The sequence below is a fragment of the Chitinophaga vietnamensis genome (assembly GCF_902167635.1).
Taxonomy (GTDB): Bacteria; Bacteroidota; Bacteroidia; order Chitinophagales; family Chitinophagaceae; genus Chitinophaga; species Chitinophaga vietnamensis.
This window is the reverse complement of record NZ_CABHMS010000002.1, coordinates 15,727-42,026: the sequence shown is the minus strand read 5'-3', so window position 1 is coordinate 42,026 and position 26,300 is coordinate 15,727. Positions and strand designations below refer to the sequence as shown.

Annotated in this window: 20 protein-coding genes; 10 read left to right on the top strand and 10 right to left on the bottom strand. The window is 51.3% G+C overall.

Annotated features, from left to right (window positions below; genetic code table 11):
- Positions 1-13: 13 nt before the first annotated feature.
- Positions 14-2,200 carry a peptidase domain-containing ABC transporter gene (locus FPG75_RS04695; RefSeq protein ID WP_143305428.1) on the top strand — a complete coding sequence of 729 codons (2,187 nt, stop codon included), beginning with the start codon at positions 14-16 and terminating at the stop codon, positions 2,198-2,200.
- On the opposite strand, the gene FPG75_RS04690 is transcribed toward FPG75_RS04695, so the two are convergent.
- Positions 2,201-2,719, bottom strand: a complete 519-nt coding sequence (locus tag FPG75_RS04690; RefSeq protein ID WP_143305427.1) for a GNAT family N-acetyltransferase — start codon at positions 2,717-2,719, stop codon at positions 2,201-2,203. It abuts the gene before it with no gap.
- A gap of 85 nt (positions 2,720-2,804) precedes the next feature.
- Between FPG75_RS04690 and FPG75_RS04685 the strand changes: the two genes are divergently transcribed.
- From FPG75_RS04685 to FPG75_RS04675, 3 genes are all read left to right on the top strand, one after another.
- Complete coding sequence (locus FPG75_RS04685; protein ID WP_143305426.1) at positions 2,805-3,212, top strand: VOC family protein; 408 nt, start codon at positions 2,805-2,807, stop codon at positions 3,210-3,212.
- A gap of 67 nt (positions 3,213-3,279) precedes the next feature.
- Positions 3,280-3,852, top strand: a complete 573-nt coding sequence (locus FPG75_RS04680; protein WP_143305425.1) for a hypothetical protein — start codon at positions 3,280-3,282, stop codon at positions 3,850-3,852.
- A gap of 110 nt (positions 3,853-3,962) precedes the next feature.
- Entirely contained in the window at positions 3,963-4,772 is an 810-nt protein-coding gene (locus tag FPG75_RS04675) for a tyrosine-protein phosphatase (RefSeq protein WP_143305424.1), read from the top strand.
- Here FPG75_RS04675 and FPG75_RS04670 read toward each other — a convergent pair whose 3' ends face one another.
- The gene (locus FPG75_RS04670) at positions 4,773-5,006 is read right to left on the bottom strand and encodes a hypothetical protein (protein WP_143305423.1); all 234 of its coding nucleotides are present in this window, start codon (positions 5,004-5,006) and stop codon (positions 4,773-4,775) included.
- A gap of 199 nt (positions 5,007-5,205) precedes the next feature.
- Between FPG75_RS04670 and FPG75_RS04665 the strand changes: the two genes are divergently transcribed.
- From FPG75_RS04665 to FPG75_RS04655, 3 genes are all read left to right on the top strand, one after another.
- Positions 5,206-6,351: a transglutaminase-like domain-containing protein gene (locus FPG75_RS04665; RefSeq protein WP_143305422.1), complete on the top strand. Its 1,146-nt coding sequence runs from the start codon at positions 5,206-5,208 to the stop codon at positions 6,349-6,351.
- A 50-nt stretch (positions 6,352-6,401) separates the two neighbouring features.
- A complete protein-coding gene (locus FPG75_RS04660; RefSeq protein WP_143305421.1) occupies positions 6,402-7,193 on the top strand; it encodes an AraC family transcriptional regulator in 792 nt (263 codons plus the stop codon).
- A gap of 69 nt (positions 7,194-7,262) precedes the next feature.
- Positions 7,263-7,817 (top strand): dihydrofolate reductase family protein, encoded by a 555-nt coding sequence (locus FPG75_RS04655; RefSeq protein WP_143305420.1) that lies wholly within the window; start codon positions 7,263-7,265, stop codon positions 7,815-7,817.
- Position 7,818: 1 nt separating this feature from the next.
- Here the strand turns inward: FPG75_RS04655 and FPG75_RS04650 are convergent, their stop codons facing one another.
- The 7 genes from FPG75_RS04650 to FPG75_RS04620 form a co-directional block, all read right to left on the bottom strand.
- Positions 7,819-9,801, bottom strand: coding sequence for a glucosidase family protein (locus tag FPG75_RS04650; RefSeq protein WP_143305419.1), 1,983 nt, complete (start codon positions 9,799-9,801; stop codon positions 7,819-7,821).
- A 71-nt stretch (positions 9,802-9,872) separates the two neighbouring features.
- A complete protein-coding gene (locus FPG75_RS04645; RefSeq protein ID WP_161596663.1) occupies positions 9,873-11,510 on the bottom strand; it encodes a RagB/SusD family nutrient uptake outer membrane protein in 1,638 nt (545 codons plus the stop codon).
- Positions 11,511-11,530: 20 nt separating this feature from the next.
- The gene (locus tag FPG75_RS04640; RefSeq protein WP_161596662.1) at positions 11,531-14,833 is read right to left on the bottom strand and encodes a TonB-dependent receptor; all 3,303 of its coding nucleotides are present in this window, start codon (positions 14,831-14,833) and stop codon (positions 11,531-11,533) included.
- 199 nt (positions 14,834-15,032) lie between these two features.
- Positions 15,033-16,229, bottom strand: a complete 1,197-nt coding sequence (locus FPG75_RS04635) for a FecR family protein (protein WP_143305416.1) — start codon at positions 16,227-16,229, stop codon at positions 15,033-15,035.
- A 58-nt stretch (positions 16,230-16,287) separates the two neighbouring features.
- On the bottom strand, positions 16,288-16,836 hold the full coding sequence (locus tag FPG75_RS04630; RefSeq protein WP_143305415.1) for an RNA polymerase sigma-70 factor: 549 nt from the start codon (positions 16,834-16,836) through the stop codon (positions 16,288-16,290).
- Between the two features lie 309 nt (positions 16,837-17,145).
- Positions 17,146-20,463 carry a M43 family zinc metalloprotease gene (locus FPG75_RS04625; protein WP_161596661.1) on the bottom strand — a complete coding sequence of 1,106 codons (3,318 nt, stop codon included), beginning with the start codon at positions 20,461-20,463 and terminating at the stop codon, positions 17,146-17,148.
- Entirely contained in the window at positions 20,424-21,467 is a 1,044-nt protein-coding gene (locus FPG75_RS04620; protein WP_143305413.1) for a bifunctional transcriptional activator/DNA repair enzyme AdaA, read from the bottom strand. Before FPG75_RS04620 ends, FPG75_RS04625 begins: the two co-directional genes overlap by 40 nt.
- 328 nt (positions 21,468-21,795) lie before the next feature.
- On the opposite strand from FPG75_RS04620, the gene FPG75_RS04615 reads away from it, so the two are divergent.
- The 3 genes from FPG75_RS04615 (at position 21,796) to FPG75_RS04605 (ending at position 25,562) form a co-directional block, all read left to right on the top strand.
- Complete coding sequence (locus tag FPG75_RS04615) at positions 21,796-22,557, top strand: M57 family metalloprotease (protein WP_143305412.1); 762 nt, start codon at positions 21,796-21,798, stop codon at positions 22,555-22,557.
- 325 nt (positions 22,558-22,882) lie between these two features.
- On the top strand, positions 22,883-24,211 hold the full coding sequence (locus tag FPG75_RS04610; RefSeq protein WP_143305411.1) for a hypothetical protein: 1,329 nt from the start codon (positions 22,883-22,885) through the stop codon (positions 24,209-24,211).
- A 10-nt stretch (positions 24,212-24,221) separates the two neighbouring features.
- A complete protein-coding gene (locus tag FPG75_RS04605; RefSeq protein ID WP_143305410.1) occupies positions 24,222-25,562 on the top strand; it encodes a hypothetical protein in 1,341 nt (446 codons plus the stop codon).
- A 129-nt stretch (positions 25,563-25,691) separates the two neighbouring features.
- On the opposite strand, the gene FPG75_RS04600 is transcribed toward FPG75_RS04605, so the two are convergent.
- Positions 25,692-26,228, bottom strand: a complete 537-nt coding sequence (locus FPG75_RS04600) for a hypothetical protein (protein WP_143305409.1) — start codon at positions 26,226-26,228, stop codon at positions 25,692-25,694.
- Positions 26,229-26,300 lie beyond the last annotated feature (72 nt).

Below are 26,300 nucleotides of genomic sequence, written 5' to 3'. Positions count from 1 at the left end.
TTTATCCAGCAACATGAGCGCTCAACATTCCGTCCGGCTCAAACGCAGGGCCAGGATCAAACAACATGATATCACCGATTGCGGTGCTGCAAGTCTGGCCTCTGTAGCCACTTGGCACAAGCTGCAATTGCCGCTGGCCCTGATCCGGCAATATGCTGGCACCGATAAAAAAGGTACCAGCGTAATGGGCCTGATCACCGCCGCGCAGCAACTGGGCTTCCAGGCGAAAGGCGTAAAAGGCCCTTTCGACGCGCTGGCAGGCATTCCCAAGCCCACCATCGCCCACGTGGTCATCAACGGCATGCTGCAACATTTTGTGGTGATATACCAGGTAACAGCCAAACACGTAGTGGTAATGGACCCTGCAGATGGCCAGTATCACCGTCTCACACATGAGGCCTTCAAAGCCATATGGACCAACATCCTCGTATTGCTGTTGCCCGGAGACCAGTTCCAGTCGGGCAACAACAAAGTATCGCACCTGCAACGTTTCTGGTATCTCATGCGCCCGCACCGCGGCGTGGTGATACAAGCTATTTTCGGGGCCATGATCTATACGGTACTGGGCCTGTCCACTTCTATCTATGTACAAAAAATTGTAGACAATGTATTGGTAGGCGGTAACAGGAACCTGCTCAACCTGCTCAGTATTGTGATGCTGGTAATATTGGTGTTACAGTTGTTCATCGGTAACCTGAAAAGCATCTTCATCCTCAAAACAGGCCAGCAGCTGGATGCCCGGCTGATACTCGGCTACTATAAACATCTGTTGACGCTGCCGCAGCAGTTCTTCGATACCATGCGCGTAGGCGAAATCACATCGCGCATCAACGACGCCATCAAGATCCGCGCCTTCATCAACGATGTGTCCATATCGCTGGTGGTGAACAGTTTCATCGTGCTGTTCTCTTTCACGCTGATGTTCAGCTACAACTGGAAGCTCTCCCTGATCATGCTCGCCATCATTCCTCTCTTCCTGATCATTTATGCGATCAGTAACCAGGTGAATAAAAAATATCAACGGAGATTGATGGAAGAAAACGCGGAACTGGGCAGCCAGCTGGTAGAATCGCTGAATACCGTTTCCACGATCAAACGCTTTGCACTGGAGGAATATGCGAATATGAAAACGGAAAACCGTTTCATACAAGTGTTGAAAACCACTTACCATTCTTCCGTGAGCAACCTGTACATCGGCAGCTTCACGAATATCGTTACCAATCTTTTTGTGATCATCATCTTGTGGACCGGCGCCTCTTATGTGCTTGATCAACAGTTGAGCGCAGGTGCGCTGCTATCGTTTTATGCGCTGATCAACTATTTCACAGGACCGGCCGCCAGCCTGATCGGCGCCAACAAAAGCATACAGGATGCGCTCATCGCGGCAGACCGCCTCTTCGAGATCATGGACCTGCAACAGGAAGATACCGCCAATAAAATAGAACTGCCCGCCGATCATGATGGCGATATCATTTTCAACAATATATCTTTCAGCTATGGCACCCGGAAAGAAGTGTTCCGGCAGTTCAGCATGCAGGTGAAGCGGGGAAGCATCACCGCGGTAGTAGGCGAGAGCGGTTCCGGCAAATCCACGCTGATGGCGCTCTTACAGCACATTTATCCTTTGCGGGAAGGCAGCATCACCATCGGACAAACCGATATCAAATACATCCATCCTGAAAGTCTGCGCCGCTGGATAGGCGTAGTACCACAACAGATAGACCTTTTCCACGGCAGCGTAGCCTCCAATATTGCCGTGGGAGAATTTGAGCCGGATATGCAGCGTATCCTTCAGATCACGCGCTGGCTGGACATTAGCGGCTTCATTGAGCAATTGCCCGACGGCTTCCATACGATGCTTGGCGAGCATGGCGTGAACCTCTCCGGCGGCCAGCGGCAAAGGCTGGCCATCGCGCGGGCGCTCTATCGTGATCCGCAAATATTGATCATGGACGAAGCCACTTCATCGCTCGATCCGGTATCCGACCACCATGTACAGCAAGTGATGCAGCAACTGCGGCATGCCGGCAAAACGGTGATCGTGATCGCACACCGCCTCAGCACCGTGGTGAATGCCGACAAGATCGTGGTGTTGCAAAATGGCGCCCTGGCCGAAGAAGGCACGCATCACCAGCTGATGATGAAAGACAGGGTATATGCAAAATTATGGAGCCATCACCAGGGCATGATGAGCACCTGATCATTTCCCGATATTTTTAAAATAGAGGATCGTGCCCGTGAGGCCGCCATGGGGCTTCAGCGCAAAGCCGGGGATTACGCCGGCACGTTGATACTGCATGCTGTCGTACAGAAAGGCGGCGCCTTCCTCTTCCGCAGTATCGAGCGTAAGCAGCGTACGGCCTTTTTCCACGGCGATCTTTTCTGCGGCCTGTAACAGCGACCGCGCAATACCGCGGCCGCGGTGGCTCACCCGGGTCATCATTTTCGCGATCTCTGCCCGGTGTGGCTGATTGGGCGGGCAATCCAGCAACAAGGTAACGGTGCCTACGAGCAACTGTTGATCAAAAGCGCCCAGTATCACTCTTTCGCCACGGCTGGCCGCAGCCAGCGCATTGCTCCAGAACGCCGTTGCCGCTTCCGGCGCCAGCGGGTGCATGAAGCTCACGGAGCCGCCATGAGCCACTGTTTCAATGATCAGCTCAGATAAAGCGGCAACTGTTGAAATATCTTCTGTAAGCGTAGAGATAATATATTCCATGCCATCAAGTTAAAAATTCTTTTTTATTGCTGACATAGGGTTGTCACATGCCGCGTGGAATTTTGTACTAACAAAAAAACTCATCATGACAAACACTACTTTACGCGGCATCGCCACCATCAGTTTCTTTGCAGCCGATCACGAAGCCGCCAAACAATGGTATAGCGAAGTGCTGGGCATCGCTCCTTATTTTGAGGTTCCGGGTTATGCAGAATTTCGCGTCGGCGATTACCAGCAGGAACTGGGTATTATCGACAGCCGCTATGCGCAGCATCCCGTAGGACAGCCCGCCGGCGCCATCCTGTATTGGCATGTAGATGACCTGCCGGCCACGCTGGAACGCCTTACCGGATTGGGCGCCAGCGTACAGGAGCCTGTCAAAGAACGCGGCCATGGCTTTGTAACGGCAGCCGTAAAAGATCCCTTCGGCAATATCCTTGGCATCATGTATAATCCGCATTATCTCGAAATATTGGCTTCATTCAAAAAATAACAAGGCGGGTTGAAGAAATCATTTATCTTCGGCCCGTTTTTGTTTACCCATCAATTGAATGAAAATTATGACCAGTATCCAGGAATTTTCGAAGACCTTTGGTACACACCCTGTACCCGACGCACTCGCCCGCCTGTGGGCCTTTCAGGAAGAAGCAGGATTTGAAAACTATGCACAGGGCTTTGGCCTGATGTATGACGATAAATCGGGGCTCGCCAATGGCTGGTCTGCCGATCCCGCATTCCTCGCACAGTTGCTGCCTTTTGCGCAGGCTAACGGCTCCGGTTCTTTTTATGCCATCTGGCTCAACGGCTCTTCTAATGAGCTGAGCGAGCTGCCCATCGTTGTTTTCGGTGATGAAGGCGGCGAGCATGTAGTGGCGGAAAATATCGCGGGCCTGCTCCGCGTGCTCTCCTATGATGTAGAAGCCGGCGTAGACCATGACGGCGTATCTTACTTCAAAGATGAAGATGACGAATATTACGAGCCTTCCGAATACGCGGACGATTACCAGGCCTGGCTGAAAACGCAGTTCCAGCTTACGCCTCCGGAAGATGTGGAAGAAGAGATCGTAGCGCCTGCACAGGCAAAACACCAGGCAGCTTTCAATGAATGGAAAAGTAAATTCTTTGAATCATAGCGCAGCGCCGGTGTCATCAGCACCGGCGCTCTTGTTTTCAGCGTGGCGGTAATAATTTCATAACATGCCATCGGCGCAGGCATCTTTAAATTTGCTGCAAACACCTGACCATGAAAAAAATTTCTTGCGCACTTTTGTTGCTGATGCCTGCCATGGCCTTTGCGCAATTGGCCGACAGTTCCGTGCGACTGGTACGCATGCAGGGCGCCGTTAATTTCCGGGACGCCGGCGGCTACAAAACCAGTAGCGGCAAAACAGTGATCACCGGTAAAGTATTCCGCTCTGCTGAAGTGAGCCACCTCACCGACCAGGACCTCCGCACCCTGGAAGAAAAACATATACATACCGTATTTGATTTCCGCGGAACGAAAGAAGCAGCCGCCGCGCCGGACCGCCTGCTGCCCGACACTAAATACACGCTGTGCCCCGCAGGCAGTGATAGTCTCCCTAATCCTGTGCAGATCGCAGTCGCCATCAAATCGGGCAACTTCCTTGAAAAATTTTATGGTAACGTTACGCCGCTGGCCGAGCGCTACAAGCCCCTGTTCCAGCAATTACTGGTGCTGCCGGATAATGAATCGGTGATGTACCATTGCACCGGCGGCAGAGACCGGACCGGCATGGCCTCCGCGCTTTTCCTGTATGCACTGCAAGTGCCGCAAGACGTGATAGAAGCGGATTTCACCGCCAGCAACGTATACCTGCAACCCATAAACGCACGTATGTTCAAAGGTCTGCAACAACTCACCGGCATGACGGAAGCAGAGGTGCAGGATGCGATGGCCCTAAAACCGGCCTATCTCCGCATCATGTTCGACAACCTGGCGAAATCATATGGCTCTGTGGAAAATTTCTTCCAACAAGGACTGGGTATCGGTCCTGATGAAATGAAAACATTAAGGGCTAAGTATACCCGTTGATCATTTTCCGGAATGGTAGGCTGCCAGTCCTTTTTCGCGGTCTTTCCGCTCGCTGTTACAACGTAGACAAGTAGCAGCCAGTAAAATAGTGACCAGTATCACTGCTATTATCTCCATGGGGCGTTTCATCAGATAGTATTTTGTAAGATAAAGATAGGGAGAGATAAGGGATTGTGGAAAGTGAAAATGTACTTTCTCCCAGGTTATTTTTCCCGCCTGGAGGAAAACCGCCACAGCAAAAGCTATTTTTCACTGCATTGGTTTTGCTCATCATACAGATATTTGTAAGGGTATTCTTTTCCCTGTCAAAATATCTCTGCTACCCGGGCTTATCGTTCTGATAAGCCCTTATTTTTTTGTCAAGCTCAAAGAAGCATAACAAATTTGCGGCAGTATTTGTATCTTGACATGGCTTATCTCTAAACCGCCACACATGACCAAAATCTCGTTCCTGTACGCCGCATTGCTGCTGGCCGCCAACACACTTTCTGCACAACAAAAAGCATTGCCGTTGATCAAAGCAGATTCCCTGCTTGTCAGCATCCGCGACAATGACATATTGAGAAAAGACGCCTGGACCATCTCGCCGGAAACCAAGCCAGACGTATATACGACCGCTGTGCCGAAGAAAAGTAAACAGGTGACTTTTTATACAGACCAGGACTCCATCACTGTTACGGTAAAGCCCAACTCCTGTGTGCTTTTCAATATTTTGCTGAAAGGAAAAGATACTGCGCTCACAGGCGTCTACGCCTATGATACGCTGGCTACCCTGAAGAAAGCAGGCAAATACAATCTCGCTGAAAAACAGGAACTGCCTGCCTTTACTTATCAGTCTGCCGAAGATTCCAATCTCACCGCATTGCGCAAAACGTATCATCTCGATTCTATCGCCGGCCAGGGCAGCGAAGTATCCAGGATCATGAACCTCATGCACTGGATCCACGGCCTCGTACCGCATGATGGTAGTCATGGCAACCCTGAAGTGCGGAATGCCATGAACATGATCGAAGTATGCCGCAAAGACAAGCGTGGCCTGAATTGCAGGGGCCTGGCCATGGCGCTGAACGAATGCTACCTCTCCCTGGGCATCCCCTCCCGCTATGTGACCTGCCTGCCGAAAGACAGTCTGGGTATCGATAATGATTGCCACGTGATCAATATGGTATATGTTTCCGGGCTGAAGAAATGGATATGGATCGATCCCACCTTCGACGCTTATGTGATGAATGAAAAAGGAGAACTACTCGGCATCGAGGAAGTGCGTGCCCGCATTATAGATGGCCGTCCTCTCATCCTCAACCCGGATGCCAACTGGAATCGCCGCTCTTCTCAAACCAAAGAAGGGTACCTCTACAGCTATATGGCCAAGAACCTCTACATGCTGGAATGCTCCGTCCACAGCGGGTTTGATACCGAAACCACGAAGCCGGGCAAGCAGATCACTTACATCCGCCTGATCCCGCTGGATTATTTTAAAAAGTCGTTGGAGAAATCTGTGAGCACGAATAAGGTTACCAAAACGTCGTATATAACATTCCGGACGAATAACCCGGCAGCATTCTGGCGAGCGCCGTGAGGGTTGATGCATTTGAGAAGAATGTGTTATTTTAGAGAGAGAAGTGCAATATGAAAGTCCAGTCCATCACACCTCCCGCGGCCATTGCGGCTTACATAAGCGAGATCATCGTGATGGAGAACGAACACACTTTCCACGAAGCCGTTCTCCCGCTGATCCCCAGAGGCTTTCCCAGCATTGCTTTTCAGCTCACTGATCCGGGCATGATCATCGGCGGGCCGCGCAAGGTGGATAACCTGGTGCTGTACGGACAGAACCTCGAACCCATACAGCTGCATACCGCCAGGCATCTAACCGTGATCGCCTTCTTCGTTTATCCGCATATGTTATATGCCTTGTTTGGCATACATGCCAAAGAACTGACCGATCAATGCATCGATATCGACCTGCTCCCTGCCGCCAGGGACCTGCGTTTGCGGGAACGGCTGCTCAATGCGGGCAGTCAGCAACAGCGGCTTGAGCTGCTTGGTAATTATGTGGCCAGGCTGGCCGGGCGTCAACGGCTGATCACGAATGAAACGGTCATCTACGCTACACGTTTAATCCTGCAACACAAAGGGCAGCTCTCTATGATGCAGGTGCAGCAGGAACTCTGTATCACTGAACGCACCCTTCAGCGCCAGTTTGAACAACATGTGGGCATCTCTCCCAAAACATTCGGCCGCATCTGCCAGTTCCAGGCGGCCTTGCAAATGCTGAACCAGCAAGGGTTTTCAGATATGCCGGGCATCGCCTATGAAAACGGCTATGCCGATCAAAGCCATCTCATAAGGGCTTTCAAAACATTTACACACCATACTCCCGGCGAATACCTGCGCCTTGCCCAAGGCTTCCCGGGATGATTTTGTCGGGTTTATTCTATACCGCCATTTCCTGCCGTCGTTACTTTGTATCAACAAAAACACATTACTATGAGAAAGCTTATCGTATCCACCTGGATCACTATCGACGGCATTTTTGACGCCACCTCTATGGGACAATGGTTCGCGCCCTTCGACAGCGAAGCCCGCCAGCAATATATCCGCGAGGGCATCCTCGGCAGCGATACCCTGCTGCTGGGCCGCCATACTTACGAGATGTTGCATCCTTACTGGTCTTCCCTGAAAAATAATGAAATGGGCGTGGCCGGACAACTCAACAGCATGGCCAAATACGTGGTATCTTCTACCATGAAAAAAGCAGATTGGGAAAATACATCTGTGATAAACGGCGACCTGGTAACAGCGGTCAACAAACTGAAACAGGAGCCAGGCAAAGAGATACAGGTAGAAGGCAGCGGTATATTGGTACAATCCCTTGCTGCGGCCGGACTGGTAGATGAATACCGCCTGCTGGTGCATCCGGTGGTGATGGGCAGCGGCCTGCGTTTCTTCAAAGACAGCGACATTATATCCCGCCTGGAGCTCATCGGCACGCAAACCTTCGACAAAGGCGTGGTACTGCTCCGCTACCAGGCGGGAAAATAGTTTATGATGGCAATACTACTGTCAACGGCGACTTTCCATCCCAGTTCCGGCGGAACACTACTTTTCGTTTGTCCGTTACCGTTACTATCAATCCGTTCTTCGCACGAGTCACTTCAATATCCATGTCAGCGGCAAAGGCTTTGATGTGGCGCAGCGCCATCCGGTTCCATTTTGCGGGCAGGCGCGGGCACAGCTCAAATTGCCGGAGACCGACAGGCACGATGCCAAACAGGCCTTCTGTTACTGTGCGGCAATAGAGCGCGCTTTCAGCAGAGAGGTGCCGCTGGCCGCCTTCCGGCCAGGCTTCTACCGGATAAGGCACATGCTCTCCCAGCAGGCGTTGACTGGTATAGTAAGAAAAATAAGGCAGCACACTATCTGTAGCGCCGGCAAAGAAAAGGCCGCGGAAAGCATACAGGGTAGACCGGTCCCAGAAAGTTTTATCGCCCGATTCCGTGAGCACGCCGTTGCGGCTCCAGAGGTAGGGTGAGAATAAAGCCTGCATGGTAGCGGCTTTGCGATCGAAGATGCCCATCACCAGCGGCAGGCATATCCAGGAACGCAGTTTCGTGTTCTCTTCATAATAGCGGTACGTATCGAATCCTTGTACCTGGTGGCCGAAATATTTTTCGATGGCCCCGCGGAGCGCGCGTGCCTGTTGTTGCCAGGCGAGCGCAGTATCTTTTTTCCCGAGCGCGGCAGCCAGGTGCGCAGCGCTTTCATAAGCGCCATAGGCCAGCGTATTGGTGGAGAGGTTGGCTTTACCAGCAGGGAAGCGGCCTTCCAGCTCATCGGAATCGGAGGTGATGATACCATCTGCCCGGCGATGCCGCGCGAGATATTCCAGGCACCATTCTACCAAAGGATACAATTGACGCGCAGTGGCGGTATCGCCATAGGCCAATGCAAAACGTGCAGCGCCATAGGCGATCATGGCCTGATCGCCGCGGTCGCCCGCGCCATTCCAATAGCCATCCCCCTCCGCGATGATGGAGCTGGGGATCGCTTTCCAGGCTGGATTCATATAGCGCGCAAAATGCCGGAAACTGTTGATAGCGGATTCGTTGGCAGTGATATCACCGAGGAAAGCAAAGAAAGGGTTAGCATATTCCGCCTGGTCATTGGCCCAGATGGCAGCATAATAGGCGCCACCGCCAGGACCATGCATCAGTCCACCTTTGGTATCATAGATGCTTTCCGCAGCACGTATCTTGGCGAAGGCAAAGCCGCGGTTCAGTGTATCGTTGGGCGTTTCCAGCACCAGTGTTTGCATCAAACCGGATACAAAATCCTGGCGGCGCGCCAGTTCATAAGCGGCAGCATAATAGGCCGGCGGCGCTGACGCCACACGGGCGCCGCTCACGATGGATACGGCCAAACGCTCTCCGGGCGACAGTTGGAAAGTGCCTGCTACATTACTCGCGGCAGTGATCACATATGCTCCATATACCCCTTTGTCAGCGGGCGTGCGCCGTTCGGATACCAATGAATCCAGTTGCAAGGTGAGGGTTTTGTTACCGTCATTCCTGAACTCGCGCCATTGCAGGAACACGGGCTTGTCTACCGACGGATAGAGTATATCCGTTACCGTTAGTCCGCCGTTACCGCGGGAGGTGATCGTGAGCACGCCATTCAGTTCGAAGCCGAGCGGCTTGAGCTGCAAAGCAGCGCCATCTACGGTAGTAACAGGTAATTCCTTATCGCCAAAAACGGCCGACAAACTCGCATGTGTATTATTAGGAATAGTACGGAGCATGGGAAACACCAGCTGTTTCTTCAGCAGCAGACCGCCGGTGCTATCGGCGCCATAGGTGATGATGCCTGATAGCTGTTTACCGCTCATCTCGATATGATCGCTGTGCGCAGGCCCTGGCTGCACCTTCCAGTAGATGCCATTGCCGGGATACATGCTCCACCGCAGTGATTGCGCTGTGGCAGCATAAGCAACGCCCATGCATATCAACGCTAAAAAAATACGCTTCATCGCAAAATCGATTTTTAAAAAACAAAATAAAAAAAACCAGGCAGAAATCTGCCTGGTTTGCCCTTAAAGTATTAGTAATTGGGGTTCTGAACAAGCAAGTTATTTTTATTCATTTCATCTTTAGGTATAGGGAAAAGATAATTGTTCAAATTAAACTTGCGATCCTGCAAGGTGAGGTAGGTATAAGTAAATGTACCATCTGATTGTTTGGTAATGCTCACCCTTTTCAGTGGCAGGTTATCGGTAACCTCTGCGATCTTCCAGCGGCGCACATCATAGAAGCGGTGGCCTTCAAAGCAAAGCTCTATCTGGCGCTCGTGGCGGATGGCATCGCGCAGCGCCGTTCCGGTAGCGGTGATATCCGGCAGATGCACGCTGGCACGCTCACGTATGAGGTTCAGGTACTGCCGTGCAGTGTTCTCATTCCCTAATTCAAAACTGGCTTCTGCATAGTTCAGGTAAAATTCCGCCAGGCGGAACATGATGAAGTTTTGCCCGCTGCCGCCATCGAGGTTGTTGTTGCTTTCATCGGCATACTTGCGCCAGTTGTAACCGGTGAAGCTGGCATTCCAGTTATCAACAGAACTTTGCGGACTATCCATCCCTCCTGTGAAATACTCCAGGGTCCTGCCTTTGAAGGTAGCGCCATTGTAAAGGATATTGGCATAAAATCGCGGATCGCGGTTATCATACGGATGCGCAGGATCATAGCCGGAAGCAGCGTCGGTGATCATCTTCCCGCTCTTCATCTCAAATGCATCTACCATATTCTGCGAGGGTACATAAGCAGAATAGCCATGAGAGCCATTGGGATAGATGTAGATATCGATGTAGTTATCGCCATAAGTGGCATTCATACCGAAGGACAAAATAGACTCCGGTGTTTTTTTGTCGAGGAAGATCTGTTTATAGTCCGCACGCTGATCGAGGGAATAGTATCCTTGTGCGGCCAGGTCTATCACGGCTTTGGCGGCATCGGCCGCCTGTTGCCAACGGGCTTTGTCGCCGGCAGGATTGTGCAGCGCGCTGGCAGCGTATAGCCATAACCGTGACTTCAATGCGAGCACGGCGCCTTTGGTGATACGGCCTGTATTGGCATCATTGTATTGATAAGGCAGCAAAGGCAGTGCATCATCCAGTTCCTTGCTCACAAAAGCCAGGCATTCATCATAGGTATTACGCTTTACCAGGAAGCTGGTATCCGTGATGGAATAAGATTTGGTGATCAGCGGCACGCCGCCATAGCGGCTCATCAGATCGAAATAGCACCAGGCGCGGATAAATTTCATCTCGCCGGCGAGGCGGTTCTTCCAGGCGGTATCTCCACTCACTTTACTGATGCGTTCAAAGAAAATATTGCAGCTGCGGATGTAGGCATAATCGTCGGTCCAGTTGTCAAGGCCGGTATAGTCCGGCGTGATCTGCCCGAGATTGAAACGGAATTCATTTTCATAATTCCAGTGGTCATAACCTTCGTCGGATGCTCCGGAAAGGCCGGTAGTACTGGCTTTGGTGGAGTTGTCGATGAAGTGCGGCAGTATCCAGTAGCGGGCATTAACATAGGCTTCTACCAATCGCAGGTCCGACCACATCACATCGTCGGAATAGCTCATCGGCGGTTGTTTATCGAGGATGCTCTTATTACAGGAGGCCAGCCCTATCCACATACAAAAAGCGGCGGCCAGCCAGGGATATATTTTTCTGTTCATAATGTTCTTTTTTGAGATGATCATAAGGAGATGCTTACGCCGGCGTTGAAGATCCTGGTTTGCGGATAATAGTTACCGGAGATCGTGTTGAGTTCAGGATCGTAGTGCTTCACCTGACTCAGCACCAGCAGGTTGAAGCCGTTGGCATATACTTTCAGGTACTGCAATTTCATACGGGAGAGGAAGGGCGCGGGGAAAGTGTAAGACAGCTCCACCGTCTTCAAACGCAGGAAGGCGGCGTTTCTCAGCCAGAAATCGGAAGGCCTGTTGGTGATGTAATTATCACGGTCGAAAGAAGCGGGCATGCTGCCATTCGGGTTGGTGGCGGTCCAGCGGTCGTCGAACATCCATTTGGGCGGCGTGAGTGCGCCGCCGTTTTGTGCAGGCAATATCATCATCTTGGCGCCTGCCTGTCCTTGCCATAATATGTTCAGTCCCCATCCCCTGTAATTAACTCCCATGGTGATGCCGTAGATGCTGGTAGGCGTAGTGCTTTCGTACACGCGTACCATATCGTCGGAAGTGATCTGTTTATCGCCTGTTACGTCGATATAGCGGATATCGCCGGGCTGTGTGCCAGCGGGGTGTACAGACTGATCGATCTCTTGTTGATTGTGATAGATGCCCGCAGATTTGTAGAGCAGCCATGATCCCATGGGATGCCCTTGTACGCGCTGCCATGCCGGAATATTAGCGGGTTCGTCGTTGAACACCACTTCGTTTTTCGCGAAAGTATAGTTCACGCCTACATTGTAGCTGAGACGATCATTCACACGGTAGCGGTGCGCTATTTCCAGTTCAACGCCATGATTGTTGACGATGCCGATATTTTCCGGCGGCAGGCTGCCGCTAAGGCCGGTGGTAGCGGGTACGGAGGCATTGCGCGCCACAAGGATATTGGAGCGGTGGGAAAAGAAATAGTCGCCATTCACGATCAGCAGGCCATTCCAGAAGGCGGATTCAATACCGATGTTCTTTGTTTCGGCCACTTCCCAGGTAATGTTGGGATTGGGAGATACGCCGGCAGAGAGCCCTGGTACGCGTTGCGGATCGCTGCCGAAATACGCGCCATTGTCTTTGTTGTATTGCAGCACATACTGATAGGGACTGATCTTGTCGTTCCCCATCTTGCCCCAGGAGGCTTTCAGCTTCAGTTGATCCACGGTGTTGGTGATGTTCTTAAAGAAGGGCTCTTCTGAAATGCGCCATCCCAGGGAGATGCCGGGGAATGTACCCCAGCGGTGGTTTCGAGGGAAATTAAAAGAGCCGTCGTGACGGAGGATCAGCTCCGCGAGATATTTATTGGCATAGCCGTAGCTGGCGCGGCCAAAGAAGTTCTGGCGGGCCACCTGTGAGGCGCCGCCGCTATTGTCTTTATCTTTATCGGCGCCGAGGGATATCTGGTCTACCTGGTCGCTGAGAAAGTCTTTACGCATGGCGGTGATGCCTTCGTCGTATCCTTCGCTTTGTTCGTACGCTACGAAGGCGTTGATATCATGCACGCCAAACCTGCGCTCATAGGCCAGTTTCAGCTGGTAGGTTTTATTGCGGTAGTTGCGGAAGCCTTCGTCCAGGCGCATGAGGCCTTCGGTGTTGCGTACGTTATCATAAGTTTTGGTATTGGGATTATAGCGATAGGCGTCCCAGTTGTTCATGAATTTCTTTTCCTGGTGGAACTGGAAGTCGTAAGCTGCGAGGCCGCTCAGTGAAAGCCCTGGCGTGATGGAGGGCAGTTTGAGATCGAACGACAGGTTTGATTGCAGAAAATAATCTTTCACTTTATTATAACCTGTTTTACCGGAGGCCATCAGCACGGGGTTGCGGCCACTGGCCAAACCCGGGCCTGGCAAGCCGTTGGGGTAATAGTCGGGCAAGGTGGGATAGGCGGATAACACCTCTCCGAAGATGGAGCCGCTGCTATAATTAGAGTAGGCGCGGTCTTCCAGCCGGCCGGAAACGTCAACGGCTACACGTAGATTCTTTGTGATGCTGGCGCCCACATTAGAGCGGAGGTTATATTGATGATAGTCTGTTGCAGATTTTCTGTAGATACCGTCCTGGTAGAGGTATTCACCGGAGATAAAATAATCGGTCTTCTCACCGCCACCATTGACAGACAGGGCATGCCTTGTTTGCGGAGAGAGGTCTTTGAGCACGGCATGATACCAGTTGGTATTGGGATGGCCGAGCGGGTCGCTGCCATCATAATATTTTTTGATGTCGTCATTGGTAAAGAGCAGGGGTTTGTTGGCGCGTGCATATTTCTCGTTCATATAGGTGGCATAGTCGCCGGCATTGAGCAGCGGCGTGATCATGGTAGGCTGAGAGAGGCCATAGCTGCCATTGTAGGTGATCACTGGTTTGCCGGGCTTTCCTCTTTTGGTGGTAACGAGGATCACGCCATTGGCCGCCTGTGCGCCGTAGATGGCTGCAGAAGCGTCTTTCAGCACCGTGATGCTTTCCACGTCATCGGGGTTGAGGCGTTCAAAGGCGCCGCGGTTGGCCACTCCATCGATCACGATGAGGGGACTGTTGTCATTGAGGGTGCCTTTACCGCGGATGAGCAGTGTGGAATAGTCGTTACCGGGTTCGCCGCTGCGGTTGTTGGCAAATACGCCGGTGATGCGCCCTGCGAGGGCATTGGAGAGGTTAGGCGCCGGGCTCTGTTTGATCTCTGTTCCTTTTACGGTAGCAACGGAGCCGGTAACGTCCACTTGTTTTTTGGTGCCATAACCGATCACCACAACGTTGTTGAGTGCCGACACAACAGGCTGCATGGTAATGTTCACCGTGCCGCGGCCGTTGATGGCCTCTTCCCTTCTCATATACCCTACAGACGAAAAGATGAGCGTGCCGGTATTTTCTTTGAGATGCAAGGTGTAATGCCCGCCTTCATCCGTTTGTGTACCGGTGGTAGTGCCTTTCAGGCCTACGGTAACGCCAGCCAGCGGTTTGCCTTCCGCATCTTTTACGGCGCCGCTTACAACGATCTCCTGTGGCAGCGCCGGCAAAGGCGCAGTGGCGCCAGCCGCGAACACCACCACGGTATTACCGCTGATACGGTAATGCATGGCAGTGCCACGGAAAGCTGCATCAAGGATTTCGGGGATGGTAGCGTTTTTGAGATTGACGGAGATCAGCGGCGCATGCTGTGCATCTTCATCATTATACAAAAACTGGTAATCACTTTTCTGCTGGATGATAGCGAACAGGTTGGCGATCCTGGCTTCATGCAGCGATACTGATAATTTGATGTCCTGGGAGTAAACCGCCGCATGTACTTGCATCAGGCCTGCCAGGAGTAACAGGAAGGTGAGTTTCATCGTTCGTGAAATTAGGACCAACGATAGTTGGATGTCCGGCCGGCGGCCGGGACACAAGTTTTTTTTCATACATTTGGTTTGCATTGTTAGACAATACCTGCCTGTCTCCTTTTCACAAATACAGTCAGGTTGTTAGCACTTGTACCGGGAATGTTAGCGCATTCCCGTTTTTTTTGCAGTGATTATTGGTTGATCATTTTTAATGGTTGGCTGATGATATCTTCAGTTGCTGGCCTCGCAGCGAACAATGTATTTTGCCGGTAGCTTCCAGGAATTGCAGCACCTCGCTGATCTGCGGACTGCGGGCAATGCGGCCGGTGAAGTGCAGCGAACGGTTAGTGCCAGCTTCATACACCACCTGCACATTATACCATCTCGACAATTCCTCCATCACATTCTCCAGCGATGCGCTCTGAAAATAGAACAGTCCTTTCTGCCATGCCAGTACCACTTTCATATCGGCGGGCTGCACGCGGGTGGCGCCATCGCCGGCCAGCAAGGCCTGCTCGCCCGGTTTCAGGGACAGGGTGATTTTATCTGCCGGAGCAACAACGGTAACAGCGCCTGTTACCAGGGTAGCCTGTTCATAACGTTCACCACTATACGCTTTGATGTTGAAGGCGGTACCCAGCGCGCGGGTGCAGCCTCTGGCGGTATTCACGATAAAGGGATGATGCGCATCGGCCGTCACTTCAAAATAGGCTTCTCCATCCAGTGTTACGCGGCGTTCATTACTGGTGAATGCAGACGGGAAGCGGAGCTTGGAAGCGGCGCCCAGCCATACTTTGGAGCCATCGGGCAGCATGAGTTTGTAGTCCATCCCGCGGGGAGTGATCAGCAGCTGCTCCGGCGGCACGCTGCCTGCACCGGTAACGATGGGATAGCTGAGATAGCCATTGCTGCTGTGGGCCACCACGCCATGACTGTTGATCGTTTGTTGGCCCTGCTTGTTCAGGGAGATAGGATCATCATGCCCGATGATCAGCTGTACGGTGTTGGCAGTGGCCAATTGTTTGGCCTCTTGTGTAATGGTAGCCGGTTTTGTGGCAGGATGGCCCCGATGCAGCCACCAGGCGGCTATCGCGAGGATAGGCAGCAGTGCAGCGGCATATCGCCACCGGCGCCAGGAATAGCGGAGGGCGGGAGTATCAAGCTCCGGCTCCTGCCTGATCCGCGCGATTAGTTGCTCATAGGCCGCTGAACGGCCTGCACTACTGGAATGGCTTAAGCGCTCCTCCAGGTAGGAAGGCGTTATCAGCTGCTGATACAGCTGCTCATTTTCTGGCTGCCGGCGGCGCCAGGCCTGCAGCTGCCGCCATTCTTCCGATGTAATTTCTCCTGTCAGCTGCCGCACGATCAGGCCCGCTATATTCAATTGACTGCTGATATACTTCATAACGTATAGTCATAAACAACAGGATCGAAGATCGGGGTGAAAAGAAAAGAAGAAAGTGCTAAAAAATTTTTCCGAAGAAGATGAGCAGGTGTAATGGTTGTCGTTTGAGGATGTCTCGCATCAGGCGGAGCGCCCGTGCCTTCTGAGTTTTCACGGTATTAACAGATACCTGCAACTGTGCGGCTATCTCGTGGTTGCGGAGGCCTTCAAAATATCCGAGGCTGATCACTTCCCGGCAGCCCTTCGGCAATCGCGCGATGGCCTGCTGTATCTCCCCTATCACCTCCGCTTCTATCAATTTCAGCATCACCGGTTTTTCTGCTGTAATCGCCGGTTGATAGGTATGGTACTTGCGTACTACCTGTTCATGTTTATGTATGTTGAGGCATTTATTTTTTACGGTGAGATAGAGAAATACCTTTACTGCCGCCACATCGTTAAAATTGTCCAGGCGTTGCCACAGGGCCACAAATGCGTCCTGTACCAGGTCTGCCGCCTCTTCGTTTGATGAGAGCAGCCCTTGCGCAAACAGCAACAGCCGGTCATGGAACTGATCAAACAAGGCAGCAAACCGCTGCTCCTTATCCATATATACTTCCTGAAACATGCAGCAGGTATCGTTACTGCTGCTAAATTATAATTCCATCTACCAAAAACAGCTTGGATATTATCCGGTTTTGCTCAGATATTAATATTTAGGGATTTCTTGATTTACGGATTTTTTGATTTGGGTTTTGTGGCCTGGTATTTTGTTTTTTGTTGTTGATGGCCCGTTTTTTTTACCCGGGTTTACACCCGGGCCTACCGAGCTTTGGCCCCTACGGGGCCGATCTACATTTGTTATTAACAACAAAACACCGGGCCACAAAACCTCAATCAAAAAATTCGTAAATCAAAAAATCCGAAAATCCGAAAATCATTTCACCACCTTCACGGCTACACGTGTTCCGGGTGATGCTACCTCTGTGATGTAAATGCCTGCTGGCAAGTGTTCCAGGCCATTGAGGCGGAAGCTGTTGCTGCCTGCCCTAGCATGGCTGATACTTTGTAACAAGAGGTGACCACGCAGATCGTAAAGGCGGATGAGCACATTGCCTTCCTGTTTGGCAGTATACCAAAGCTGTAACTGATCCGTGAACGGACTGATAGCCCTAAGATTATTTTCTGTTGCCGGCGAATGCACCGGTACAGGGCCGGCAGCACCGGCGCCATTGCTGATATATACGGTATAGTCTTCCACTTCGCCCTGGTAGGTATCGGTACCGCAGCTGATCAGGTCAGTACCGTAACCGAGGCGTACGCGCATGAGCGTGGCTCCTGGTACGGCGTTGGCAGGCACGGTAATGGAAGCGGCAAAAGGCCCTGTGCCGCGTTTCACATATACTTTCTCAGTGGCTTCGTCAAATACTTTATCGCCATTCCAGTCTATCCATGCTGCCACGGAAATGTCCGGCCAGTAGTCTATCTGCGGAGTGATGCGCAGATTATAGCTGCCGCCAGGACTTACGTTCGCCTTGAATGCGGTAAAGTCGTTATAGCTGTTCCAGTCTGACGTATGATCAAGATCGCTGAGCTGCACCCGTGTGATACGGTTGTAATTCAGCAAGGTGGCGGCTGGGCAGTAGTTGCCGCTATGTGCCAGCGAATCGCCGCTGATGGTGATGTAGTTAGCCGCGCGCAGGGTATCGCTGCTATACAGACCTGACACCACTAACGTGACCGCATACACGCCATTTTGCGCATAAGACACACGCGGGTTGGCGCTGGTATCTTCAGCAGGCGTAGCTCCCGGGAAGTACCAGTGGCGGCGTACGATGTAGCCGGTGCTTTGATCATAGAGGCTGATGGTATCACCCGGGCGGGCTTTCGTTTTGCTGGCGCTGAAAGCCGCTACGGGCAACAGGCTGCTGTCGGTCGCCTGCTGGCCAGCGCGCAGTGAATCACCAGGTTTGGTATTGTAGGCATAATCCAGCAATGTATAGGATTGCCCGTCGGCCGCCACCCGGAAATGGAACCAGCCGTAGTTGGTTTCGCCATTGATAGTGAAACGGAAGCCTGCATAGCCTGTTTGTCCGTTCCAGGCGGTATAGCCGGCGCTGTTGATATTATGTTCATTCGGGTAATCGCCGCCGGCTACAAAGTTTGAGTTGCTGCTGATCCAGCTATTAGCGGGCAGCAAGGCGATGTTGAGGGTATTGCCGGCGCATACCATCTCGCGTTTATAGGTTTCAAAACGGCATTGGCCATTCTGTATCCACAGGCCATAAGCCGCATCTGGCGCGCCATCCAGCCGGAAGTACGACCAGGGGTTAGCCGCGTTCACCGTGGTATCCGGCACATCTACATAATGGATCATATAGGGATCGCGGAAAGATATGTCCAGCGTATGCGATGCGCTGGCAAAAGCTTGCGATGCGGTAAGCCCTTCGAAAGCGCCGGGCTGGAAAGTGATCACCACATTGGAAGGCGCATCTGCCGCCTTGTGCTGATAGGCTTTGCCGGTGAAATACAGTTTCGCATTGCGTTGGCTGGCATCCACTACCACCACGGGTTCCAGGCCGGCGGGCAGGTTGCTCACAGTGAAATCCGTGTTCCTGGTTAAAGCGCCTGCCGTTCTGAAACGGGTACTGTACATGTACAAACGGGCAGTATCAGCGAAGCTGCCATCATTGATGAGCGCTTCACGGAAACCGGTGTTGCTCCACGATAATTGCGGGCCCGCCACTTCTCCCGCGTTGATGGCGGCATTAGGCGCTTCTTTATAGGCATAGTCCTGGATCACATAACCTTTGCCGCCCGGCGCCGCGGTGAGGCGCATCCAGCCATAGCGGTATTTACCATTGACGGTAAAACGTATGCCCATGAAGCCCATAGTGCCATCCCATTTCGTATAGCCGGGAGCGTAGATGAAGTGCTCATTGGGGAATGCCCCGCCAGTGGCGAAATTGGAGGTAGAGTCAATACGCAGCCCATAAGCCAGTGGTGTGATATTGGCGGTTTGTCCTTCGCAAACGATGCCCTTCTGGTAGGCCTCAAAGCGAAGATTGCCCTGGTACCACCAGCCGCCGTAATTAGCATCGCCGGCGCCCAGCGAGAACCAGGTGAAGTTATTCACGGAATCAACCGGTATGTCGGGGATATCTTTAAATACGATCGTATAAGGATCGATGAAATGTATGCCTACGGTGGTAGACGTATTATAAAGTCCCGCTGTACCTCCCGCCACTGCCGGGTTCTGGAGGATAATGCGGATGCTGTCGTTATTATTGACAGCATTATTTTGTGTAGCATTACCGGTAAATGACAAGGTAGCGGTGCTGTCGTTCTGCAATTCGATCTTCACGGCAAGGCCTGCCGGCAGGTTTTGTGTGGTAAAATCCACGCCCGGCTGCAATACGCCGCTGCTGCGGGAAAAGCGCGCGCCATCCAGGCCCTGGATAGTGGCAGAGCCGTAGTTGCCATTGCCGAGGTCCACCCCTACGCTGCCATCGTTGGCATCAGTTTCTACAAAACGGACCGTGGAAAACAAAAAGCGTTTAGCCGGCAACGTTAGCAAGGTAGCGGCGAGGTTGGCGGCCGACCATAAATTATTACGCATAGATACCCCGCTGTTCAAAGCTGCGTACATACGCTGGCGCTGGCCGTTGGTGAACATCTTGGTACAGGAGGTATAGTCCATATAGTTTTCGATATTTGCCACGGGGCCGCAGGGATGCGCATTTACATCGCAGCCGGAGTTGACGGTAGTAGGCGGCGTATCATCTACATAATCACCGGGCGCGTTACAACCATTCTCGAAAGTGTGATATAAATTGAGGAAGTGCCCCACTTCATGTGTAAGCACGCGTTTCATGCCTGGGTAGCCCACCTGCGAGCAACCGATGCCTTCAGCGCCGAGGTACAGCGGATTGTACACTACGCCATCGAGATGATTGGCAAACACCCAATCATCCGGCAGGAAGGTCCAGCCGGAATTATTGAATACGCCTTTCTTTTCCACCTCATTCACGATCCAGATGTTGAGATACTTTTCAGCAGGCCAGTAAGAGACCTTCTTTACCGCGCTGCCATAGCCATCGGGCGAGCGGCCATCGAGATCGTTGAAATGATAGGTAACGCCGGTGGTAGGGTTTCCCTGCGGGTCAATGTTCGCCAGGCGGAAGGTGATGTGCAGATTGGCCGCCAGTGGCACCCTTAAAAATTTGCGTGCTTTTTCTCCAGATCCAACAACCATTGCTTGCGCCATACGCCGCCGCCATAGCCTGTGAGACTGCCATCTTCACTGATCACACGGTGGCATGGCACCAGTATGGAGATACGATTCATACCATTGGCGCCGGCTACGGCGCGTACTGCTTCGGGCCTGTGTAATGCCACCGCCTGTTGTTTGTAAGAACGTAACTCGCCATAAGGCACCTTACGCAAGATGTCCCATACGGATTGTTGAAAAGGCGTGCCTGGCGTGAAGAGCGGCACGGTGAAATCAGTGCGCTGCCCGGCGAAATATTCGTCCAGCTGCGCTTTCAGCGTGATGAAATGCGGATGCTCGCCTTGAATGAGATTAGCGCGCAAGTGTTTTTGCAGGTATTTCAATTCTGTTTCCAGCATCTTGCGGTCGGTAAATTCCAGCAGGCATATTCCTTCATCTACGGCGCAGGCGATCATCGTGCCTAAAGGCGTTTCCAGGCGGGTGAGGTTGATGATGCGTTTATCTTTGCTATGCGCGGGGGCCGCGCCCACCAGGGATTTGAAGGTATCGCCAAAACCGCTCAATGATTCATAACCGCTGTCATATGCTACCGCCGTCACCGGCTCACCGTGTTGTATTTTCTTGAAGGCATTGTTGATACGGAACATCCGTTGATAAGCATGAAAAGTGATGCCATGATTTTTCAGGAACCAGCGCCGGATCTTGCTGGGTTCGATGCCGCGCTGCGTAAGGTCCCAGTCTTTGAATTTCCTGGAGGGATCGGCATTCAATTCATCCAATATCGCTTTGATATAGGCAGGCGTTTCTCCTGCCAGCTCCAAAGGGCGGCATACTTTGCATGGTCTGTAACCCTTTAGTATGGCCTCTTTCGTGGTTTCAAAAAATTCTACGTTCTCCGGTTTCGGTTTCCTGGCGCTACAGGTAGGGCGACAGAAAATACCGGTGGTTTTAACAGCTGAAATAAAGATGCCTTCGTAAGAAGGATCTTTCTCCACCATCGCTTTATACATGATCTCGTGTGTGAGCATATCTTTTTTTTACAAATGTAACATAGACTGGCAGCGACAAACAACCGGAAAATTAACAAGTATTTTTTATGCGGGTGTTACCATTCCGCAGTATCTTGATAAAAAAAATTTCTCCGGTAAATAAATATTTGTAATATTGTTTATACCGAATCTAAAAACCTGATAACCCGTTTTTATTTTTTCATTTTATTACTTTTTGAAAGAGCACGAAAGATAGCGCCAAGGCCGGAGAGCACCGCCATTGCTATACTGTAGCCCGAGGCATGTTATTGCCATTACTTGTAGCATTATTCATACGATCTATTATTTCACCAAAATCAAATGACACATGAAAAAGAACACCCTTTTCCTTTTGGCAACTCTGTTCGCCGTAGCTTTCACAGCGTGTAAAAAAGACAATGGCACACCTGCTGAACCGGCTGTAACCCAAACCGACAACGCGAAAAAAGTACTGAGCTACATTGTTGACCTGGGATTCCCCGCACACAGGATCGTCGAGAACAGCACAGAATTTATTGTGGAAGATGATATCATCTTCCCGAAGAACATGAAAGTACCTGAATATGGTAAACCCAGAACAGAGCAGTTCTACACCGGCAGCCTGGTATCATCTACCAATGTCACCAACATCCGTTTGAAAGTAGATCCTTCCATGTCGGGGCTGACATCAGAGATCAACTCTGCTATCGCCCAGTGGAATAGCATCAGCGGATGCCGTATCCATTGGTCAATCGTGACCGGCTCCTCTTATGATGTGCTGATCACTGATTACAACCTGGGCTCCGGCGTTTGCGGCCAGGGTACCTTCCCTTCCGGCGGTCTCGCAGGAAACCTGATCCGCATCAATGCCAGCTACATCGCCGGCAACAGCTTCGCGCAACGCGCCCGCACCATCTGCCATGAAATGGGACACAACGTTTCTTTCCGGCATACTAACTGGGCTGCTATCGGCGAATCTTCCGCTACCCCGGTACCCGGCGTTCCCGGCACCGACGCCACCTCCATCATGAACGGAGGCCAGTGCGGCAGCGGCGCCACCGTACTGTCTACCAAAGACAAACAAGCAGCTGTAGCGCTTTACCCGCTGTAACGCGAAGTTTGTCCTACTCAGGATTATAATGATTGAAAGGATTACCAGGATTTTTTTTTGATTATAAGGATTAAAGGATTGGCGAAGATTACGGAGGAGATGTTATTTTATTCTTCGTAATCCTTCACCAATCCTTTAATCCTTATAATCAAAAAAAAAATCCTGGTAATCCTTTCAATCATTATAATCCTGAGTAAACTCGTTCACCCTTTTTGCTGCTCCGGTCGACTTAATGTCAAGTGGTACTTTAATTTCTTAGATCTATTTACCGGTAATGAAAACAATAATGGCATCACAGCAGAATGCTTTGAGGCGGGGTATTCCTATGCTGTTTATAATCGTATTGTCGGGCTTTTCTATCAGGGCACAAGTAAAAATGGGCGATAACCTCAAAACACTCACCACACAGGCTTTGCTGGAACTGGAGAGTAAAGACAAGGGCTTCCTCATGCCAAGATTGAACACCGCCCAGATGCAGACGATTTCCAACTTTGGCAGTACCGCCACCAGCAGGCATCCTATCTATGGCCTGATGGTTTATAATACAGACAGCGCCTGTATTGCCCAGTATGTAGATACTAACTATACAGATACCAGGGGTTGGCGCTACCTCTGTGGCAGCAATAACAAAATCATTGTGCGCGGCGCCCGTAACGGCCTGCAGATGGATGTCAGCAATGTGGTGCTCGGCGGATCGCTCGACCGTAAAACCATCGATACCCTCAATGGTTTTAACATGGAATGGGAAACCAATGGCAGCGGTAATTTTATGGTGAGAAAAAGAACTGCCAACAAAGGCGATACTACCCTGTTCATCAGCAACAGTGGTAATACCGGCTTTGGTGTTGGCTCGCCGGCACAACGTATCGATGTAGCCGGCAACATACAATTCTCGCAGGCGTTGATGCCGGCAGGCGATCCCGGGAAAAGCGGGCAGGTACTGATCTCCAGAGGCGCAGGCGCCGCGCCGGTATGGAAAGATTCCACCCAGTTCCTCGCAGATGTGATCAACAAAAGACCCGCACTGGACTCCCTCGCCAAAGCAATGGGACAATCTCCCGTAAAAGATTCCCTCAGCTCCATGCTCAACCAGGGCGACGGCTTCTACTTCACTGCCAAAGGGCTTACACAGGATCTCCTCAATAATTTCAACAACAACTTCTCTTTCACTGACGTATTCAATAATGCCTGTCAGTGGGGCAACAGTCCTACGATCGTGCTCAATACCCTGTCGGCAACGCTTTCCAATTCCGACGGCACTATCACTATCGGTAATGCCGGCTTGTATGAGCTGTATGCGCTGGTTAACCTGAGAATTGCTTTCACCGCGAATACCAGCGCAACAGAAACCGGCGGGATTGGAGTGAATACGGTTGTGATAAGATGCCCGGCCGGCGCAGATGCTACATCATCTGCCAACTGGAGCGTGATAGCCGGCAACCGTCAGCCCTATGTGCTGTCCAACACGGTTTCTTCCAGTATGTTCTGCAGCAGCCTGGCCCAGCTGGGCAGCGGCGACAAACTGCGGGTGCTCTGCTACAGAGGTACTACCAGTACTACCTCGCCTTCAATATCATCCGCCAATCTTGCTGATCCCGGCGATATCCCGATGAGCTTTCTGTTTAAATTAACCAAAGTTGTAGGTATCCGTTAATAGAGATGGCATGAGAACATTTTTACTTTTCTTCGTATACCTGTTACCGTTAGCCGCCTATTCACAAGTGAAACTGGGCGGCGATAAAACCGTGATCAACCCCAAAGCCGTACTGGAACTCAGTTCCAGCACCCAGGGATTCCTGATGCCGCGGGTGAGCACCACACAGATGGAAGCCATCTCTATGAATAGTCCCCGCAAAGGCGCCATCTACGGCCTTGCCGTGTTCAATACCGACAGCGCATGCATTGCGCAGTACCTGGACACTACCCGCTCCGACCGCAGCGCATGGGCCTATCTTTGTGGCAGCAATAATCGCCAGGTGGTAAGTGGTATCAACAACGGCCTTACTTTAAAAGATACGGTGGCCGTGCTTGGCGGACAATTAAACCGCAAAACCATCGATACCCTGAATAATTTTAACAGCGAATGGGAAACCAATGGCAACGGCAATTTCATGGTGCGCAAACGTAGCGGGGATACAGCTTTGCTGGCCAGCAATAACAGCAACACCGGCATCGGTACCAGTACTCCATTACAAAAATTGCATATCAGCGGCAATACTCAATTGTCGCAAGCCCTGATGCCCGGCGGCGTCGCCGGTAATAGCGGACAAATATTAACTTCCCGCAGCAGCAATATCCCCCCTGTATGGCAAGACTCTGTTATACTCACCGCCGGCATCGTGAAGTTGATCAAAGACTCGCTGGCCACCGCCATCGGTAAAACGCCGGTGAGAGACAGCCTCCGTACATTGATCACCCGGGGAGATGGACTGGTATTCACTTCTACCGTGGCAACCAATTCTGTTATTAATGATATCTCCACCAATTTCAGCAGCAACCAAACCCTCTCCAATACATTTAACAATGCTTGCAACTGGGGCAACAACAACCCTAACATAATGTTTAATTCCATCAATGCGACACTGGATAATACTACCGGTACTATTACGGTAGGACAAGGAGGGCTTTTTAACGTGTATTGTTTCTTTGCATTGGGTATTTCATTCAACGCATTCACCGGCGCCACACAAACAGGAGGCGTGGGGGTGATATCCGTTATCATCAGATGCCCTGCCGCCGCAGACGCCACCCAGGCAAGCAGTTGGAGCGTAGTGGCCTCTAATGCCTATCAATATTATCTTACCAACAACAATGCCTCTGGTATGGCAAATGGCATCTCATTGAACGGCGTGGTACGGCTCAATACCGGCGATCGTTTCAGGGTGGTCTCTTACAGAACGGCTGTCACTTCCGATAATCCTGCCATCAATAGAGCCAGAACAGTAGTGCCCGCCGGTTTGCCTTTCGGCTTTCTGTTTAAGCTAACGCGCCTGGTAGGGAGTTGAAAATTTAGGGATTTATTGATTTACGGATTTTTTGATTTACGGATTTCTTGATTTGTGGAAACGGCAATACCATAAATTTTCAGGTATTGCCGTTTCCACAAATCAAGAAATCCGTAAATCAAAAAATCCTCAAATTTGTTGTTTGTCTTTGTTCAGATCTTTTTTGTCGTGTTGCAGGTCTTTGCGCTCGTTGTTCAGCTGGCGTTTGTCTTTGTTCAGATCATGTTTGTCGCCATTGATGTCTTTACGATCTTTGTTCAGGTCTCTTACATCGCCGTTACGATCTTTACGATCCTTGCTCAGGTCGCGGCTTTCAGCGTTGATCTCTTTCTGTTCTTTCCAGGCATCTTTGTAATCGCCTTTCTTCACATCAGCATTTTGTTCTGCACGCTCATTTTTGATCTCGGCTTTGTCGTGCGCGATATCCCTGTTGTCCTTGTTGATATCGTTCCTGTCATGCGCGGCATCTTTGCGGTCTTTGCTGAGGTCTTTCCTGTCTTTCGAAATATCTTTCTTGTCTGCGTTGATCTCTTTTCTGTCCTGGTGTATATCATGACGATCGTGCCTGATATCATGTGCATCATGCATTAAACGATGGGCGTTCTGGGCCTGTGCAGCGGTGGTTGCAAGAACTGCGAATGGCAATAAGATGAGAAGTGCTTTCATGTGTGCGTTCAGTTTTTAATTAATAAAATAAGTAATGTATAGGTAGACGCAGACAGAAAATAGAAGTTTAAA

Coding starts and splice junctions, on each gene's coding strand:
- FPG75_RS04690 (WP_143305427.1), bottom strand. CDS start 2,719: ATGGAATATATTATCTCTACGCTTACAGAAGATATTTCAACAGTTGCC.
- FPG75_RS04635 (WP_143305416.1), bottom strand. CDS start 16,229: ATGAAGTATATCAGCAGTCAATTGAATATAGCGGGCCTGATCGTGCGG.
- FPG75_RS04625 (WP_161596661.1), bottom strand. CDS start 20,463: ATGGTTGTTGGATCTGGAGAAAAAGCACGCAAATTTTTAAGGGTGCCA.
- FPG75_RS04655 (WP_143305420.1), top strand. CDS start 7,263: ATGAGAAAGCTTATCGTATCCACCTGGATCACTATCGACGGCATTTTT.
- FPG75_RS04605 (WP_143305410.1), top strand. CDS start 24,222: ATGAGAACATTTTTACTTTTCTTCGTATACCTGTTACCGTTAGCCGCC.
- FPG75_RS04620 (WP_143305413.1), bottom strand. CDS start 21,467: ATGCTCACACACGAGATCATGTATAAAGCGATGGTGGAGAAAGATCCT.
- FPG75_RS04610 (WP_143305411.1), top strand. CDS start 22,883: ATGCTGTTTATAATCGTATTGTCGGGCTTTTCTATCAGGGCACAAGTA.
- FPG75_RS04665 (WP_143305422.1), top strand. CDS start 5,206: ATGACCAAAATCTCGTTCCTGTACGCCGCATTGCTGCTGGCCGCCAAC.
- FPG75_RS04640 (WP_161596662.1), bottom strand. CDS start 14,833: ATGAAACTCACCTTCCTGTTACTCCTGGCAGGCCTGATGCAAGTACAT.
- FPG75_RS04685 (WP_143305426.1), top strand. CDS start 2,805: ATGACAAACACTACTTTACGCGGCATCGCCACCATCAGTTTCTTTGCA.
- FPG75_RS04645 (WP_161596663.1), bottom strand. CDS start 11,510: ATGAACAGAAAAATATATCCCTGGCTGGCCGCCGCTTTTTGTATGTGG.
- FPG75_RS04680 (WP_143305425.1), top strand. CDS start 3,280: ATGACCAGTATCCAGGAATTTTCGAAGACCTTTGGTACACACCCTGTA.
- FPG75_RS04650 (WP_143305419.1), bottom strand. CDS start 9,801: ATGAAGCGTATTTTTTTAGCGTTGATATGCATGGGCGTTGCTTATGCT.
- FPG75_RS04600 (WP_143305409.1), bottom strand. CDS start 26,228: ATGAAAGCACTTCTCATCTTATTGCCATTCGCAGTTCTTGCAACCACC.
- FPG75_RS04675 (WP_143305424.1), top strand. CDS start 3,963: ATGAAAAAAATTTCTTGCGCACTTTTGTTGCTGATGCCTGCCATGGCC.
- FPG75_RS04695 (WP_143305428.1), top strand. CDS start 14: ATGAGCGCTCAACATTCCGTCCGGCTCAAACGCAGGGCCAGGATCAAA.
- FPG75_RS04660 (WP_143305421.1), top strand. CDS start 6,402: ATGAAAGTCCAGTCCATCACACCTCCCGCGGCCATTGCGGCTTACATA.
- FPG75_RS04630 (WP_143305415.1), bottom strand. CDS start 16,836: ATGTTTCAGGAAGTATATATGGATAAGGAGCAGCGGTTTGCTGCCTTG.
- FPG75_RS04615 (WP_143305412.1), top strand. CDS start 21,796: ATGAAAAAGAACACCCTTTTCCTTTTGGCAACTCTGTTCGCCGTAGCT.